Below are 17611 nucleotides of genomic sequence, written 5' to 3'. Positions count from 1 at the left end.
GACTTTTCTTTTCAAACTCGGTGAACGAAACGCTTAAAACTGATAGTTCAGATCCAGTGTGTAAGAGCGTCCTGGAGCTGGGTACCGACCAACTGGGCTTGTATCAATCCCGCGGAAGTAATACTCCTCGTCAAACAAGTTGTTCACCGCAACATTCATGCGTAACTTGCCTTTGTCGTCTTTGTATAAATCCGTCCCCAAATTGAAATTCCACACCATGTAAGATGGTACTTTACCCGTTGCGCCTGTTGCATCTTCGGCACTGGTGTTGGCGTTATCGGTATACGAGTCACTGAAGTAGAAGCCCGATAGCGTGGTGTCCATGCCGTAAAATGCGTAGGTTGCATCCCAACCAAGCTGATGCTTAGAGGTGTAAGGCAGTTGATTACCTTTATTCGTGCCTTCTTCTTCAAGCGTAGCGTCTAGATAGTTGTAGCTTGCGCCTAAACTCAGTGCAGGTAGTGCTTCAGGCACGTAACGAGCAGAAAGCTCTATGCCTTGGTGAAGTGTTTTTCCGATGTTATCGAAGGTCTGCGTTGAGCTTTGCCATTGCAATTGATCTTCAAAGTCGATGCGATAAAGTGCAGCGTTAAAGCTGGTCGCATCTTGGGTGTAACGCGCGCCGACTTCGTAGTTCCAAGCCAGTTCGCTACCTTCTTCACCCAAACCTCGGATGTAGGCAATTTGTGGCGCACGAAGTGATTTTTGCGCGTTCGCATACGTCACCCACTGGTCAGTTAAGTTGTATGCCACCGTCAAACCTGGCAACCATTCCGTCACGGTGTTGTCTGCCGTTTGTTTTTTACCACGATCGGTAAACGTCATTCGAACCGACTCAACACGCAACCCAGGCGTTACCTTCAATGTATCATTGAACAAACCAATTTCGTTGCTAACGTATCCAGCAAACGCGTCCGTATCTAGATGCCAATCACGCGGAACGCTGGTTGCACCACCGGCGATTGGAGTCTGAGTGAGTTTGTAGTCAATGTCTTCATTAACATAACGGGTACCCACGATCCAGTTTTGAGTAACGGATTTACCTTCGCCAAAGTACATCGCCATTTTTGGCTCTATACCATACACGGTAAATTCACGTGGAGAGGTACGAACGTCCGTCGCTGGCAGAGCCGGATCCGCCCAATGGCCACCCGCGCTGTTAAAGCCCCACTTGAAAAGACGCTCTGACTTATGGCCAAACGTTAGCACTTCTAGCTCGGCACTGTCGGCAAATGGCAAATCGTGGATGTACTTAACACTCCAGCGCGTCGACTTACCTTCATAATCATCGTAAGGACGTTTCGATTGGTGACGATCTTGCTCGTAATCTTGTGGCGAAAGTGCGCCCGGCATTTGCGTTTCAGCATCGTAACGTTGCAGGAATGCTTGAATCTCTTGAGTGTCACTCAATAGCCACTGTGCTTTGGCTTGGAAGTTCTTCACGTCCGTATCGGAATGTTCACGGAAGCTTTCACCTTTTAGGAAGTTACCTTCCAACTGTAGTGCAAATGTGTCGCTTAACCAGCCGCCCGTGCGTAGGTAAAAATCATTCAGCGGCGCATCACCGCCATCAAACACGGTAAGGCGGTTACTGATTTCAGTTTGCCACGTGTGTGGAATCGGTTTGGTCACTAAGTTGATCACACCACCGACGTTGTTTGGGCCGTACTGTACTGCGGCACCACCGCGTACAATGTCAATACGATCAAGCATCGACAGTGTTGCTGGGAAGATAGACTGACCAGTGTGACCATATGGCGCAAGTGTTAGCGGTACACCATCCATCAAGAACTGAGCATGACCACTACGGCTTGCTTTCAAACCACGTACGGAAATGTTAGGCAATACGCCCGTTCCGCTTTCATCCTGAACTTTAATACCCGGCACGCGCTGTAGCGCGTTATCAATCGAGCCTGCGGCGGTTTTCTCGATTTGATCGCGGGTAATGACGGTACGAGCACCTGGGTACTCTTTGACGTCTTCAATTTCAGATTTACCAATCACGCTACCAGTGACAACGACGGTTTCCATCGTGGTAGTTTGTTCTTTTTTAGCAGGAGCAGCAACCGCGCTCATGGATGTGGCAGAAGCGATTGCAATCGCAAGCACACTGTAAGTGGTAGACAAACCAGCACGTACACGCACTTTACCATCCAAATTCTGGTAAGACATTAAGATCTCCTTTGCGAGAAATTGAGCCTCGGGCAGAATACATCCCGTAGGCTCTAGGGGCTAAACATCCTCAATATGAGGCAAAAATCGGCTAACAGGCGCTAACTACGCACAAAAAGCCTAGAACTGATATCCGTAGCTGAGCATGAACTCGGCTGGTGCGCCGTAGCCAATCTGGTTTAAGCCAGACGTGCCGTTTGTTGCGCCAAGAATGTATTTCTCATCCAAAATGTTGTAAGCGTTCGCTTGGATTTTGTGACGACCAGTGGTGTACGCCGCCATCAAATCCACCGTTGTGTAATCGCCAAGTGCGACGGCTTCGTCGTTACCTGCGTAACGGTCGCCCACGTACTTCACACCACCGCCTAAACGCCAGTTGTCATCCAATTGGTAAGTGCTCCAAAGAGAGAACAAGTGGTCTGATACATCGTTAGGCTTTTTGCCTGTGGCTTTGTCTTCCGCATCTAAGTAGCTGTAACCAACAGAGATGTCCCACTGTTTGGTGATTTGGCCGCGAGCCTCTAATTCAATGCCTTGGTGACGCACTTCAATTTTATCGATCACATCGCCGTCCACGTTAGTTTGTGGTTGCTCTTGATCAATCTGGAACAGTGCCGCATTCAACATTAATGCGTTATCCAAAAGGTACGCTTTCGCACCCACCTCTTTTAAGTCGGTGTGGAAGAATTCCGCCAATTTTGGATTGATGTAGATACCAGCGTACGGTAACTGCCAAGAGCGCGCTAAACTGGCGTATACGGATGTGTCGGAATTGATGCGGTATACCAAACCAGCACGGTAGCTGACTTTGTCATCATCCAATTTTTCCTTATCTGAGCCCGCTTTTTGTTGTTCGAGTTCCATCGAGTCGTAACGCACGTTACCGATCAAAGAAAGGTCACCCCACGTATAGACGTCTTGCACATACAAACCTGTCGTGGTGGTGGTATTGTCACGAAATGGCTTAAAGCCCGGATCAGGCGTTGGACCAACGACTGGGTCGTAGATATTTTGCGGAGGAAGCGTTTTGTCACTTGCCAACGTTAGGTCGATATCGATCTGGTTGAAATCTGCACCCACCATCAATTGATTGTCCCTGGTTTCCCAAACCAACTCAGATTGTAAAGTGGTCGTAGTACGTGGATCGTAACCAAAGTTGTTAACGGTTTGAGACACTTCATTACCCGTCACTTTGCCCTGACGCGTGCCTTTTTGCTCAAGTTCGATATGGTTGAACGCCGCTCGGTTGTTCCATACCCATTGATCATTCAGACGCCATTCGTAATCCACCGCAATACGGAGACTGTCTGACTCCTGATAGTCGTTTGTGCCGCCAAAGTAAGTGCTTACTGGCAAATCAACTGGCTTGCCATTTTTTGATGGCACACCACGATACGGCACTAGTTCTTGATGGGCGTATTCCACGTCAATATCAATGGTGTGACCTTCCGCTGGTAACACACGAATGGTCGGTGCAATGAAGAAATCGTTTGAATCAACATGATCAACGTACGAGTCGGCTTGACGGTATTCCAAGTTAATACGCCCGTTGACCTTATCTGTAAACGCCATTGAGCTGTCGACCTGACCAACATACTGGTTGTTGCTGCCTACACTACCGTTTACGTGAGTAAAATTCTCACCGTTAGCGCGTTTCGTCACCAAGTTGATGATGCCCCCAGCCGAACCACGGCCATACAAAGCACCCGCAGGGCCTTTCACAATTTCAACGCGTTCAACGTTCGCTAAGCTGCGGTAAGACTGCAACGTACCGTCATCTCGCAAGCCATCACGGTACATATCGTTGAGTGAATCAAAACCACGGATCATGAACTGATCGCGGCTGCCTTCGCCCAAGGTGTTATTGACCCCGGCTACCCCATCTAGCGCATCCACTAAGCGCACCGCGCCTCGGTCTTGCATTTCTGTTTTCGTTACTACGGATACCGCTTGTGGCACATCAAGCCATTCCACATCGGTTTTGGTGCCTGATTGAGGCATGTGTTCAGCATAACCTTCGTACTGATGCCCGAAGACTTGAATCGTTTCAGTTGCTGATGAGGTTGAGTTCGTCTCTTCTGAAGCCACTGCGCTTGGTGCTACTAGTGAAGAACCAATCGCGACCGCCAAGGGGGTCAGGGCCAATAATTTATTCATTCCATAATTCCGTTTAGTTGTTATAAAGCCAACGGATGGAAATAAGAACAAATATTATTTCTATTTGCAATATTAATTTTATGCTCTATATTTATTTACCCTAAAAACACAACTAACAACAAAAAAAACCAAACATCATAACAATAAATACTAAAACTTCTGCCCTCCGTCTCGCGAGAGGCACATTGGAAGACGACCGTGAGCGACTTTATCAACGTTAGAAGAAAATGTTAGAAAATTAGGAAAGCTCATGAAATCTACGATGATTATCGTAAGTCATGTCGTTAACGATGCAGTCACTCACGGCTTCGTGCCTGCAGCTAAAGCGATGGACCTTCACGTCGTTCTTATCACCGACCATAAGCTCAGCCATTTAGAGCTGGCGAGTCGTGATAGTCACTTTAATCCGGATACCATTCTAGAATGTGATGTCTTCAACCCATTAGAACTCATCGAAACCATCACGGAGCATGACTTAAAGCCAGACGCTATTTTTAGCAATAGTGATCACTTACAAACTTCCACCGCCATCTGCGCGCAATTTTTTGGCCTCCCATCCAAAGATTGGTCTGTCACGTTAAAGGCCAAAAACAAACACTTAACTCGACAAGTGTTAAATGAAAAATCCTTACCCAACACACAAAGCTGTTTGCTGCATCGCCATTCGAATGTGGCATTAGGCATGGCCTTCCCTGTCGTAGCAAAACCCAAAGAAGGCGTGGCAAGTTTAGATGTACAGCGCTGTGACTCCCAAAGCGAGCTCGATGCTTACTGCGAGGCGTTTTGGCAAAAGCACCCAAACGCCGCCATTCTGGTGGAGCAGTTTCTTCAAGGACCGTTGGTTACGCTCGAAACTTTAGGAGACGGTAACCAACTTATCGCCGTGGGCGGTTTTGATGTGTCGCTCTCTGAGCCGCCTTACTTTATCGAAACCGCCGCAGACTGGAACGGACCAAACGGCATTGCTCACCGAGAAGCTTGCTTGGCTCAACTGAAAGCGTTCGGCGTTGGTTTTGGAGTTTGCCACAGCGAATTTATCATCACGGAAAACGGCCCAGTTCTGGTGGAAATCAACTACCGCAGTATTGGAGATGGCCGCGAATTCTTGCTCAACAATCTCGCTCACTTCGGCTGGTTTAGCACGATTTTGGGTCTGCATCTGGGTCGAAGATTGGACGGCGATTACCAAATTCATGGGTCAGCGCACGTGCACTACGTAGTTGCGGGACACAGTGGTGTGATTGACGGAGGTTCGACGTCGTTCATCCAACACGATGACGATATCATCACCCAGCAACAGGTACTAAAAACCGCTGGAGAACACTTCCAACAGAGTTATTCCAATAAGGATTATCTCGCCCGAATTTCGATTGTCTCACCATCAGGGCGAAACCTCGACCAAGCGCTGCAGAACGCGCTTAGCAATTTCGATCTCGCTCCGACTCGTGAGGTGGCAGCATGAATGACAACGCTTTGTATCTAACGCAACGATTGATCGACACTTGCTTGCGCGAAGACATGTTTGGCATTTTGTCGAAGGCCAAGTTCAGTAGAGACGCGCCAAAAGGGGTAATTGTTCCTCAAGACGAGCAAGTCTGGCTGATATTTGCCAACTCTGATTTCACGTTGTATTTACCTGTTGCGCCAACGTATTACATGCAGCACTGGCGCTACGGTCACGCCAATGACGAAACACCACCAGGTTGGTGGGTGGAGAAAAATGGCCAAATCGAGCATCAACAGCATTACAAAGAGTGGATTGCGCTACTAACGACACTGGCGGATGAGAGCTCTCACGAGTTGCTGGCGGGATACCTTCAAGAACTGGAATGTGCAGAGAAACACAAAGCGCTGTGTGACCAAGTGTTTCATCATCACGCAGACCACATTTCTCAACCAATATCCGAGCTTGGTTCTTGGCATCAAAAACTGCTGCTAGCCGACCAGATCGCTTCTTACCTTGACCATCCGTACTATCCAACTGCGCGGGCGAAGTTTGGTCTGAGCGATAAAGACCTTGCTAAGTACGCGCCCGAGTTTGCACCAAGCTTTGCTCTGCATTGGATTGCGATTGAAAAATCACTGGTGACATTAACCAGCGAACAACCTGATTGCTGGCCAACCATGGAGCAAGTTGGGCTTCCTGCTGATTTTGCACTGAGCCACGTACTGTTCCCTGCGCATCCGCTCACCCTGCGATCTTTAGAAGCCTTACCCGAAGGTATGATAGAAGCGCCTTTAACGTATCTAGACGTGACGCCGACGCTTTCCGTTCGTACGGTGGTCGTGAACGACGCACCGCACATTCACATCAAGGTTCCGCTGATCATGCGATCGCTAGGCACAAAAAATATTCGCTTAATCAAGCCTTCAACACTGTATGACGGCCACTGGTTTGAACGCCTACTCAGCCACCTTGAACAAACGGACGCCGACTTAAACAGTCGCTTGTTCCATTGCAACGAAAAACACGGTGGACACGTCGGCGAGGATAAAACCTTCGCGTACATCGTACGTGAGTACCCACTTACTCATTGCGAAGACAAAGCGTTAGTTCCGGTTGCAGCACTGGCAAGCCCAATGCCTGACGACCGCTTGTTCTTAGAACACTTGGCAGAGCAGTACTATCAACAAGATACGCTGGCGTGGTTCAAAGATTATGTCGACCTATTATGCCAAGTGCACCTCACCTTGTGGCTTCGTTATGGCATTGCATTGGAGTCCAACCAGCAAAACGCCATCGTTGCTTTTGATCAACAGGGCAAAATGACGCTCGCGATGAAAGACAACGACGCGGCGCGAATTTGGCCAGAGCGCTTCCACTTTGCAACAGAGCATGCAGCCCAAAAACACGGCGCAAAACTACTTCCAGTGGATTGCGATGAACTGCTCGATCAACGCATCAAAGTCGACAATGAATTGGCGCTCGGTCAGATGTTTACCACCATCACATTACAATTGGATATCGCAGCGATTGTAGAAGCCATGGCTACAAAGGGCATTGCCTCTTCAACATCGCTTTACGCCATCGTGGCCAAAAGCATTGCTGAGCAACTCAACCGATTGGAAGGCGAAGGGTTAGAAACAAAACTGGCACGCGAGTTACTGCAAGAGGCGCCTGATTTGTACGCCAAGTACTTGTTGAGCTCTGGCAGTTTGCTCTCGAAAGAAGCCTCCGGCGCGAGTGACATCAATAAGTTCTATGGTTTGTCGGCCCCGAACTTCTTGCTGCTTTCTAGCGAAGAAGCGCAGCGCGCCTACTTAGAAGCCATCAAAAAAAGCGTACGTTAAACGATTATGACCAAACTCATCTACAGTGTGTTGTTGTGCCACTTTATCGCTGCGTTTGCCGCGTTAGGTATGCCGCTATTTCTACCCGTCGTGTTGCCAACATTAGGCGCAAGCATTGATGCGGACTGGGCAGGGGTATTGTTTATCCTACCTACGTTTTGTACTGCGTTGGCGGCGCGATTTTGGGGCAACTTTGCCGATCGCTACGGTCGCCGCCGCTCACTCTTGCGTGCGCAACTTGGCCTTGCAGCAGGTTTTGCGCTGTGCGGCTTGGCAGACAACCTCGCCATGTTTGTGTTTGGTCTTATTGTTCAAGGAACCTTTGGCGGCACCATGGCCGCCTCGAACAGCTACTTATCTAGTCAAATTAAAGAAGCCAAAACACTCGGCAAGTCACTCAATAAAACCCAGCTATCTGCTCGCTTGGCGCTGATCGTTGCGCCCATTGGGCTCGGCTGGAGCTTGTCCGAAACCAACCCACTCAACGCGTACCTGTGGTTATGCGTTTTGCCTTTAATTGCTATGGGCATCACGCTAACACTGCCTGCGGATAAACCCGCCGAACGAAACCTCGAAAAGCCAAACTCAGAATCTCAGCAAGAAAAACCGGTTGCACAGAAAAACGCAATGCATGCCATTCGCTGGATCTTCTTTGCTCAGTTCGGGTTTGCGTTTTCCATGGTGGTGACCTTTCCTTATTTCTCGCCGTTTGTGCAGCAATATGGCATCACTCACCACGCATGGATCGGTTTTTTGTACGCACTGCCGCATGGCGTCTATCTGTTGCTGGCAGGCAAAATCCACGTGTTGTCAGATGGGCTGAATCGCCATCAACCGCTGCGCACGTTGTGGCTCGGGTTTGCATTGCTTGCCGTGAGCTCTGCCTTGCATTTGATTGCGTCCGAAACCGCACTCATTGCTGCGAGAATTATCTTTGGCATCGCGATGGTGTGTTGTTATCACGGATTGCATCAGCATCTTGCGAGCAATCTGGATCGCAAACTCAGTGGCAAAGTATTTTCTCGCTTTGATGCCATGTCCAAATGGGGTGGCGTGGCGGCGGGATTTTGCGCTTCTTTCATTTCTAGCTTGGGGCTACTTGAGGTTCCTTTCCTACTTTCTGCGATAGTCAGCGTAATCACCTTGATCGCGCTGGTTCTCCATTCAAAATTTGGAAATCAACATGTTACAAACTCAATCCTCTCAGACTAGCGAGTTGCGCGCGCATGATGTGCAGCTCAATCGGGAGAAGGCCCAACTCAACACGATAATGGGTGTTCTTAATTGTTACTTACGTGAATTTGCGCTACCGAATCAACAAGTGGAATGGCACTACCAATCGACATCGCTACCCCAAACGTTAAAACGCAACTATTCCGCCAAGCAGCGGGTAGCCGTTCATCTTTCTCAACAAAATGGCGTGCTGGTTTTGCCGATTCACTACGCGAGCAAACTGGGCAAAATCAAATTGGCAGAACTGCCGTGGGCGAAAATGCCGGGATCTGGTTGGGCGAAATTGGATGCCACGCAAACTCTTACGCTTTTGCTTAACTATCTCAAGCAGGTGTTGGCGATCCCGTTTAACCATGAGCTGATCGAACAACTAGAAAATAGCGTGCTGGTTACCGAGCAGTTTCTCAACGTCGCGCCCAAATCGCATCACAACGAGTTTATCGCTTCGGAACAGTCTCTGATTTGGGGGCATACTTTCCATCCGACCCCGAAAAGTCGTTCGGGCGTCACCATGGATGATCTCTTGGCGTTTTCTCCAGAAGTCGGCGCGCAAGTCCCGTTGTACTGGTTTGAAGTGGATACGTCCTTACTTGATGTGCTGAGTTCCGACGGAGAAGCTAACCCTGCTCAGCACATGCTACAACAGCTCGCGCCACAACACGCCACCAGCAATGGGAAGACCCTCTACCCTTGCCATCCTTGGGAAAGCTACACCATTTTGAGCAACCCAAGCGTGACGCGTGCCATTGAACAAGGCAAGATCACGCCACTGGGTTTAGGTGGTGAAAAGATGCAGCCGACCTCTTCAGTTCGTACCCTCTACCACCCAGATATGGATTGGTTTGCGAAATTCTCCATCAACGTACGATTAACCAATTGCGTGCGCAAAAACGCGTGGTACGAACTCGACAGCGCCGTGCAGCTCACGTCGATTCTTAAACCAATTAGAGAAAACGAGCAGCTGCACAACCCCGTATTTAAAGTGATGACTGAGCCTTACGCCACCACGTTGAATCTAGAAAGTGTCGCTGAGCACAACTGGGACGACAACACCAAAGCGCGCGAATCGTTTGGGATTTTATACCGCGAAAATTTCTCGCTGAGCGAAGTCGACATCTTAAAACCAACCCTCGCTGGCGCTCTGTTTGCTTACGACAAAAACGGCAACAGTTGCATTGCTCAACGCCTTAAAAACAAAGCGCGTACTACGCAAAATCGCTATTCCGACATCGCGACACTGTGGTTTGAACGCTATTTGCATTGCCTGATCCCGGGCGTGTTTAATTACTACTTCAAACACGGGGTGGCGTTTGAGCCGCATTTGCAAAACACCTTAATTGGCTTTGAGCAAGAGATGCCCTGTTGTGTTTGGATTCGTGATTTGGAAGGCACTAAATTACTGCCGGAGTTCTGGCCAGCAGAAACATTAACTGACTTGTCTGAACGCGCGCGACAATCGGTTTACTACAGTCGCGAACAAGGCTGGAATCGCATCGGATACTGCACCTTTATCAACAATATCAGCGAAGCGATTTTCTTCATCGCAGAAGGTGATGAGCCACTAGAGCAAACGCTGTGGAATGCGGTGCAAAGTGCCATTGTGCGTTGGCAGTCAGTGAATGGAAAACAGCCGGAACTAGAAGCGTTGCAGAATGGCGGTCACTTCCCAAGCAAAAATAATTTCACCACGCGTTTGATGCAAAAAGCCGATAAGGAGTCGGGCTATACCCAAGTCGCTGCGCCTTGGCAGCAACACGAAAAAGGAGCGCAACATGTCTAATTCACTCTCTCTACCGACACGCGTTAGCCAGCAAATTCACACGCTCGCACAGCAGCAAAATCAACCCTTGTGCGCGTACTTGTATGATCTAAACGCCTTAGAAGAACACATCAAACAAATGCGCCACGTTTTGCCGAAAAATGTCGAGCTATTTTACGCAGCCAAAGCCAATCCATCAGGCCCGATTCTTAAAACGCTCGCGCCGTATGTCGATGGTTTTGAAGCGGCATCTGGCGGGGAGTTGACACACCTCCACCAGCAACAACTCGATAAGCCATTGATCTTCGGCGGCCCAGGAAAAATGCCAAGTGAATTGCAACAAGCGATTGAGCTGGATGTCGATGCGATTCATGTCGAAAGCCTCACCGAGCTAAAGCGCATTGGAGCACTAACCGAGCGCCTCAACCGCCCTGCTTCGATCTTTTTGCGTATGAACATCGATATTGGCGACATCACGCTCAGCAAGTTGGCGATGGGTGGCAAGCCGACTCCATTTGGCTTGGACGAGTCCGAGCTGAGTAATGCTTTGATGTTGCTGCGCGATTTCCCGCAAGTGTCACTCAAAGGCTTCCATTTTCACTTGATGTCGCATCAGCTCGATGTTGAACGTCACTTAGCGTTAATGCAGCGCTATTTCCAAGTCGTGAAAACGTGGCAGCAGGAGTTCGAACTCAGTGAGCTGATGATCAACTTGGGCGGCGGCATGGGGATTAACTACCAAAACCCTGAGCAACACTTTCCGTGGATGGAGTTTTGCGACAAGTTGGAATTCCTCATCGCCAAAGAGCAAGTGCAAGACTGGACACTGCGTTTTGAATGCGGACGTTTCATCACGGCGGCATGCGGTTATTACGTGATGGAAGTACTGGATATTAAGCAAAATCTTGGCGAAAACTTTGTCATCGCGCGCGGAGGAACTCACCACTTCCGCACGCCAGCGGCGCAGAGCCATGATCATCCATTCGTCATCCTGAAAAGCGAGCAACACCATGAGATTTCTCATCCAATTCAGCATGCACAAGCGACCTTTGTCGGCCAGCTTTGTACGCCCAAAGATGTGCTGGCACGCAATCAACACGTCGCCCACGTCGATATTGGTGATTACGTTGTGTTTACCTTAGCGGGCGCCTATGCGTGGAACATCTCCCATCAAAACTTCTTGATGCATGAACCGCCGATCTTCCACTATTTTTAAACGGCATACTTCGCTTTACTCAGCCCCAATCATTGGGGCTTTTTTATTCCACTCGGCACAAATTAATTGCCATTAACCGCTTTGCGAAATAGCAATAATGCGTTTTATCAGCTCGTCGGGTTCCATCTTGGGATTGCGGTAAAAACGGAAGATTTCCGAGTTTATCGCTTGCTGAGCAACCGGATTGACCGCCATTGAATCAATCATACTCGGCACAGCGAGGTTGTGTTTAACGCCGTAGTGAAAGTCTTGATATGACTGGACCTGACACGGATTAAAATCGCTGATGTCGATATCGGTACGCACCGGAATCGAGCCTTTTACCTTATTGAACTTAGCTTGAAACTCGACGTCTGCCAGCGCGCTTGCGGTTTGCTGAGCCGCCTCGGCAGAAAACGACTTGCTCGACATAAACACCAAGCTGTCCATGTTGTAGAGGAATACACCATCGCTGTCCGGCGTTGGGTAACAGCCGACCTCTTGCGGAACCGAGACTTGATTGACGAGCAGCTCACCTAATATCCAATCACCGCCGATTTGAAACAGTGCTTGACCGTCGGCTAGCGCTTGGGTCGCCGTATCCCACTTACTGTCGGGCAATTGGTTGTCGATCAACAAACTGAGGCGACGAAATTGCGTCAGTGCTTGGCGCAGGGTGTCGCTGTCGATGCTATCTCGCTCAAGTTTAACCATCGCATTGGTGTAGAACTCAACGCCGCCAGTGGAGATCACTAAGTTCTCGAAAAGTTGGGCGACTTGCCACGGCTGCTCACCGACCGCGATCGGTACAATGCCATTTTGCTTAGCAAGCTCCATGGCAGCGAACATCTCTTGCCAGTTTTTCGGCGCGGACAGATTCAGTTGTTTAAGCAGTTTGTGGTTGACCCACAACCAGTTCAAACGGTGCAGCGTAAGTGGCAGGGCGATATAGCCGTTTTGTGTTTTATTGATTTCAATAGACAGCGGGTAGAGCACCTCGTCCCAGCGCTGCTCATCCGCTACCGCGTTGACGTTGTGCAAAATACCGATGGCATCCCACGCCTTAATACTTGGCCCTTCTATTTGCGCGAAGCTCGGTGGATTGCCCGCCAGCGCGCGAGCTTGCAGTACCGTCATTGCGCTGTCGCCACCACCGCCTAGCACCGGGCTTTGCAGCAGCTCAATATCGTGCCGTTTTAGCTGAGCTTTGAGTGTTTGCAGCGCTTGCTGTTCGCCGTCAGAAGTCCACCAATGTAAAAACTCTACCCCTTGTGGCGACTCAGCGTGAGCGACGCAAGGGGCGAGCAACAGTGGGAACAAGAATGCCAGTTTGTTCATAGTCAGTCTCTCGGGAAAGTCAGCGTGGCGCAGAGGCCGCCAAACTGAGAATGGCTCAGCAACAAGTTGCCGCCATGAGCCTTTGCAATACTCTGTGAAATGGTTAACCCCAGCCCACTGCCTTCTTTATCGTTGCTAGCGCGGAAGTACGGCTGGCAGAGCTTTTCAAGTAATAAATCGTCAACACCGTCACCGTGATCTTCAATGTCAATCTGGATCGACTCTGGGCTTTCACTCAGCGTAATGTCCGCTTGATGGCCGTATTTGAGCGCGTTATCGACCAGATTCTGAATGCAGCGCTTAATCGCTAACGGTTTGCCGGCAAAGTGGGTGCGGATTTCACCGTGGATGCGAATCGTGTCCGGCGCATCGGCGATATTGGAGGAAATGTGCTGAATCAGTTGGGTGAAATTGATCGGCTCGATTTCCTCGTGGATATCGGTCTCTTTAATGCATTGCAATGCGCCTTTGACCATCAAATCTAGGTCGTTACTCAGGCGGATAAAGCGTTCTCGGTCGGCGTCGTCATCCAGCATTTCCGCCCGTAGTTTTAGGCAAGCAATCGGCGTTTTCAGATCGTGTGAAATGGCGCTGAACAGCATCTCGCGGTCTTTAATGTGGCTGTCGATGCGTCGGTTCATTTTGTTAAACGCACGTACCGCCGCTTTCAGTTCGTTACTGCCGCGCTCAGAGACTTCGGGCACGTCTAATCGGCTCGACATCAGGGTTGCGGCTTTTGCCAGCTCTCGAATCGGTTGAATTTCTTTACGAACGATAAACCAGGTACACAACAGCAGCATTAGCGCGGACAGTAATAGCGTGAGCCATTGGCGCAGCTCAAAATAGTTAGTCTCTAGGTTGATGTATGGTGCGGGCAGCACCGCCGCGAGATAAAACCATTCGTTCTGCGCGACTTCGACCTGCATCACCAGAATCGGCGGATTGAGGTCACCAAACGAAAGCGAATAATGCGCCCACAATAGCGGCAGTTCATCGATAGGTAGCTCGTTGTTGAACACTTTGAGTTTGTCGCGCTGGGTGAACTCCACCTCGATATTAGGAATGCCGCTCAGCTCGCTTTCTAATACCTCGCGAACTTGGTTGATGACCAACGTTTTGCGCTCGCTCTCCGGCAGTGGGTCGACGTCAATCTGGTGATTGTTGAGTGAGACGAAAAAGCGCGTACCACCCATGTTGCGTAGTTGATTGAGCACCAAGTGGCGATATTCCGAAGGGAGGGTTTGAAAGAAGGCGATGGTAGAAGAAGCACTCAGTGCTAAGCTTTTGACTGTGGTGGTCAGGCCTTCTTTATCGCGTTCGCTGGCGTGTTGATACCAGATAATCCCGGATAATACCTGAGCCAGAATGATCACCAGCAACAAGAACACACTGGTGCGAACGACCAGTGATCCCGTCCAGCGTTTAATTCTCATAATGCACGTCCGTGGTCAGCATGTAGCCTTTGTTGCGCACCGTTAGGATCAGCGAACGGTCTTTATCTTCAAGGTGATGACGCAAGCGGCTGATCTGCACGTCAATGCCGCGTTCAAACGGGTCGGCATCGCGTCCCCAGATCTCGCGCGCAATGTCATCGCGAGATAATATTGATTGCGCGTGGTTGACGAACAAACCGAGCAGCGACAAATCCGCGCCACTCAGTTGCTTAACCTCGCGGCTAGCAACGTGGGTCAGTTGCCGGGTTACGGTATCTAATAACCAATCGTCAAAACGCACTTTACGCGTCAGTTTGCTATTGGCGGTCGATTGGCTGCGTCTCAGAATCGTTTTGATGCGCGCGAGCAGTTCACGCGGACTGAATGATTTGGTGATGTAGTCGTCAGCGCCCATTTCTAGCCCTGCGACTCGGTCGGCTTCTTCGGTGACGGCGGTCAGCATGATGATCGGGATATCGGAATTTTTGCGCAGTTTCTGGCACAGGGTAAAACCGTCTTCACCGGGCATCATAATATCGAGGATGATTAAATCAGGATGGTGATCGTTGAGCAGTTGCCACATCACGCCGCCGTTTTCCGCGCAAAGCACTTCAAACCCTGCGCGACCAAGGTAATCTGACAATGCTTCGCGAAGGTCGAGGTTGTCATCGACGACCAGTATCTGCTTGTTTTCCATCCTACTTTCCCTGTGTCCGTCCCTGTGCCTGCCTCTGAGTTTGGCGCTGGCCAATATGATGCATTCTTAAACGCACATTCACAATCGAGCCGATTACAATTTTCACTTCTCGGTGTAAGAGATTTGTAAGCGGTCACTTACAAACTGATTGCCTTTTGTAACCTTAGGCGCCGCCTTGCTCGCTATGATCATCCTGACCTTACGTGAAACAACATGACCTGAAGGAATCAGGTCCTACAACACTGGCATTCGTCAGGAGGAAACCATGTTTGCAAGTATATTTGGACAACTACAAAAAATAGGGCGGTCGTTGATGCTGCCTGTGGCGGTGTTACCAGTGGCCGGCTTGATGCTGGGTATTGGTAACGCGGGCTTTGCGTTTATTCCAGACGCGGTCAACAAAGTGATGCTCGCCGCCGGTGAAGGCGTGTTCGGCAACATGCAGTTGATGTTTGCGGTCGGTGTGGCGCTCGGGTTATCAAAAGGCAATGACGGTGCCGCTGCGCTCGCTGGCTTAGTTGGCCTAATTATTATGAACGCATCGCTCGGTATCGTGACTGGTCTGCGCGGCCTAGAAACTGACGCCACCATCATGGGCGTTGAGACGCTACAAACCGGGGTGTTTGGCGGCATCTTTATCGGTGCGGTCGCGGCAATCATGTACAACCGCTTCTACAACATCAAACTGCCGGAATATTTGGGCTTCTTCGCGGGTAAGCGATTTGTGCCCATTGTCACCGGTTTATCGGCGATCGTCGTTGGTGCGATTCTCGCGTTTGCATGGCCACCTGTCGGACAACTTCTTGATGCATTTTCTCATTGGGCAGCGTACCAAAACCCTGTACTCGCGTGGGCGGTTTACGGCGCGGGCGAACGTTCATTACTCCCGGTTGGTTTGCACCACATCTGGAATGCGCCGTTCTTCTTTGAAGTCGGCAGCTATGTAGACCCAGAAACCGGCAAAGAGTTTACCGGTGAGCTCACTCGCTTCTTCGCGGGCGATAAAACCGCAGGTTATCTGTCTGGTGGCTTTATGTACTCCATGTGGGCACTACCAGCAGCGGCACTGGCGATTTACCACTGCGCGTCTCCTGAGCGTAAGAAAATCGTCGGCGGTTTGATGATGTCTGCGGCGTTGACCTCTTGGTTGACTGGTATCACAGAGCCAATCGAATTTACCTTCTTATTCGTCGCGCCAGTGCTGTACGTGATCCATATTTTCCTAACTGGTATTGCATTTGCGATCACCGCGTTTTTGGAAATCAAACACAGTACGGACTTTGCGCACGGCGCGATCCAGTTCTTCCTTTACTACCCAATGTCGACCAACGCGTGGATGTTCATCATCATCGGTCCAATCTGGGCGACGCTGTACTATGGCTTGTTCCGCTTCCTAATTGTGAAATTGGATCTGAAAACGCCGGGCCGAGAAACCAACATTGCAGAAGTGAAGATTGCCGGACAGCCTGATGAAATCGCGGTGGATGTAGTCGCTGCATTGGGCGGCAAAGCCAATATTAAGTCAGTCGATGCGTGTATCACCCGTCTGCGTGTCTCGGTGAAAGACATTGCCAACGTTGATGTTGCTAAGCTAAAAGCACTCGGCGCGCGAGATGTTTTAGTGATTGGCGACAGTTTACAAGCGATTTTCGGCACGCAGTCTGACTCAATTAAGTCAGAAGTGCACAGCGTACTCGCCACCTCCTGATCTTACCTCCCCCAATCTAGGTAAGATTTGCCAACCTCCTTGTGAGGTTGGCTTTTTCGTTTTCGGAGTAAAAAAAGCGAAGCCAATAACCAGCCCTACTTCGCCGCCGCGTTGGTTAAATTGCCCAGCACGCCGCTGATTTTGTTCAATACCTCGTCACAGCCTTCAATATGATGGCGCTGCTTTAAATACATAGGATCGTTATAAGCTAACCACGTTTTGCCTTCAGCATCTTCATACACCAACACTTTTTGGGGTAAATCGAGCGCCACTTCCTGCGCACAGATCATCAGTGGCGTGCCCACTTTAGGGTTTCCAAACACGATAACTTCGGTTGGTCGCAACGTCATATCGACTTTCGTGGCATTCTCTTGATGGTTAATGCGCGCAAAGACGTTCAACCCTTTTTCTTGCGCGATAGCGACAAATTTATCCGCCGTATCTTTTGCTGAATGCGTGCTCGCAACGGTTACCACACCCTCCCCAGCCAATGCACTCAATGACGTCAACGCCACGACCAACCCGATGATTACTTTTTTCATTTGTCGTCCCTTCCTCTCTCTGAGTCGAAAACTAGATATAGAAAAACCAAATATAGGAAAACTATAGAAGTCAGATTCCGCTATCG

At 49.8% G+C, this 17611-nt stretch carries 12 protein-coding genes; 6 read left to right on the top strand and 6 right to left on the bottom strand.

Going from position 1 to position 17611, the window contains the following annotated elements; genetic code table 11:
• Positions 1–33: 33 nt before the first annotated feature.
• Complete coding sequence (pvuA, locus tag R7E00_RS05205) at positions 34–2172, bottom strand: TonB-dependent siderophore vibrioferrin receptor PvuA (RefSeq protein WP_115386857.1); 2139 nt, start codon at positions 2170–2172, stop codon at positions 34–36.
• 120 nt (positions 2173–2292) lie between these two features.
• Positions 2293–4329 (bottom strand): TonB-dependent receptor, encoded by a 2037-nt coding sequence (locus R7E00_RS05200; protein ID WP_213871307.1) that lies wholly within the window; start codon positions 4327–4329, stop codon positions 2293–2295.
• Positions 4330–4579: 250 nt separating this feature from the next.
• Between R7E00_RS05200 and R7E00_RS05195 the strand changes: the two genes are divergently transcribed.
• From R7E00_RS05195 to R7E00_RS05175, 5 genes are read left to right on the top strand one after another with little or no spacing between them, the layout of a single operon-like run.
• Positions 4580–5791: an acetyl-CoA carboxylase biotin carboxylase subunit family protein gene (locus R7E00_RS05195; protein ID WP_262606194.1), complete on the top strand. Its 1212-nt coding sequence runs from the start codon at positions 4580–4582 to the stop codon at positions 5789–5791.
• The gene (locus R7E00_RS05190) at positions 5788–7620 is read left to right on the top strand and encodes an IucA/IucC family protein (RefSeq protein WP_151515254.1); all 1833 of its coding nucleotides are present in this window, start codon (positions 5788–5790) and stop codon (positions 7618–7620) included. The genes R7E00_RS05195 and R7E00_RS05190 overlap by 4 nt, the downstream gene beginning before the upstream one ends.
• Before the next feature lie 6 nt (positions 7621–7626).
• Positions 7627–8832: an MFS transporter gene (locus R7E00_RS05185; protein WP_151515253.1), complete on the top strand. Its 1206-nt coding sequence runs from the start codon at positions 7627–7629 to the stop codon at positions 8830–8832.
• The gene (locus R7E00_RS05180) at positions 8804–10633 is read left to right on the top strand and encodes an IucA/IucC family protein (RefSeq protein ID WP_262606193.1); all 1830 of its coding nucleotides are present in this window, start codon (positions 8804–8806) and stop codon (positions 10631–10633) included. The genes R7E00_RS05185 and R7E00_RS05180 overlap by 29 nt, the downstream gene beginning before the upstream one ends.
• Positions 10626–11828, top strand: a complete 1203-nt coding sequence (locus tag R7E00_RS05175) for a type III PLP-dependent enzyme (RefSeq protein ID WP_262606192.1) — start codon at positions 10626–10628, stop codon at positions 11826–11828. The genes R7E00_RS05180 and R7E00_RS05175 overlap by 8 nt, the downstream gene beginning before the upstream one ends.
• A gap of 72 nt (positions 11829–11900) precedes the next feature.
• On the opposite strand, the gene R7E00_RS05170 is transcribed toward R7E00_RS05175, so the two are convergent.
• From R7E00_RS05170 to R7E00_RS05160, 3 genes are read right to left on the bottom strand one after another with little or no spacing between them, the layout of a single operon-like run.
• Positions 11901–13145: an ABC transporter substrate-binding protein gene (locus tag R7E00_RS05170; RefSeq protein WP_130545685.1), complete on the bottom strand. Its 1245-nt coding sequence runs from the start codon at positions 13143–13145 to the stop codon at positions 11901–11903.
• Between the two features lie 2 nt (positions 13146–13147).
• Complete coding sequence (locus R7E00_RS05165) at positions 13148–14578, bottom strand: ATP-binding protein (RefSeq protein WP_258481609.1); 1431 nt, start codon at positions 14576–14578, stop codon at positions 13148–13150.
• Positions 14568–15275, bottom strand: a complete 708-nt coding sequence (locus tag R7E00_RS05160) for a response regulator (RefSeq protein ID WP_005383484.1) — start codon at positions 15273–15275, stop codon at positions 14568–14570. The genes R7E00_RS05165 and R7E00_RS05160 overlap by 11 nt, the downstream gene beginning before the upstream one ends.
• Before the next feature lie 265 nt (positions 15276–15540).
• On the opposite strand from R7E00_RS05160, the gene ptsG reads away from it, so the two are divergent.
• Positions 15541–16983 carry a glucose-specific PTS transporter subunit IIBC gene (ptsG, locus tag R7E00_RS05155; RefSeq protein ID WP_238975610.1) on the top strand — a complete coding sequence of 481 codons (1443 nt, stop codon included), beginning with the start codon at positions 15541–15543 and terminating at the stop codon, positions 16981–16983.
• A 95-nt stretch (positions 16984–17078) separates the two neighbouring features.
• Here ptsG and R7E00_RS05150 read toward each other — a convergent pair whose 3' ends face one another.
• On the bottom strand, positions 17079–17525 hold the full coding sequence (locus R7E00_RS05150) for a DUF302 domain-containing protein (RefSeq protein WP_005383492.1): 447 nt from the start codon (positions 17523–17525) through the stop codon (positions 17079–17081).
• Between the last annotated feature and the right edge of the window lie 86 nt (positions 17526–17611).

Source organism: Vibrio sp. Vb1755, from assembly GCF_033338635.1.
Taxonomy (GTDB): Bacteria; Pseudomonadota; Gammaproteobacteria; order Enterobacterales; family Vibrionaceae; genus Vibrio; species Vibrio alginolyticus.
This window is presented reverse-complemented; position numbering and strand designations above follow the sequence as displayed.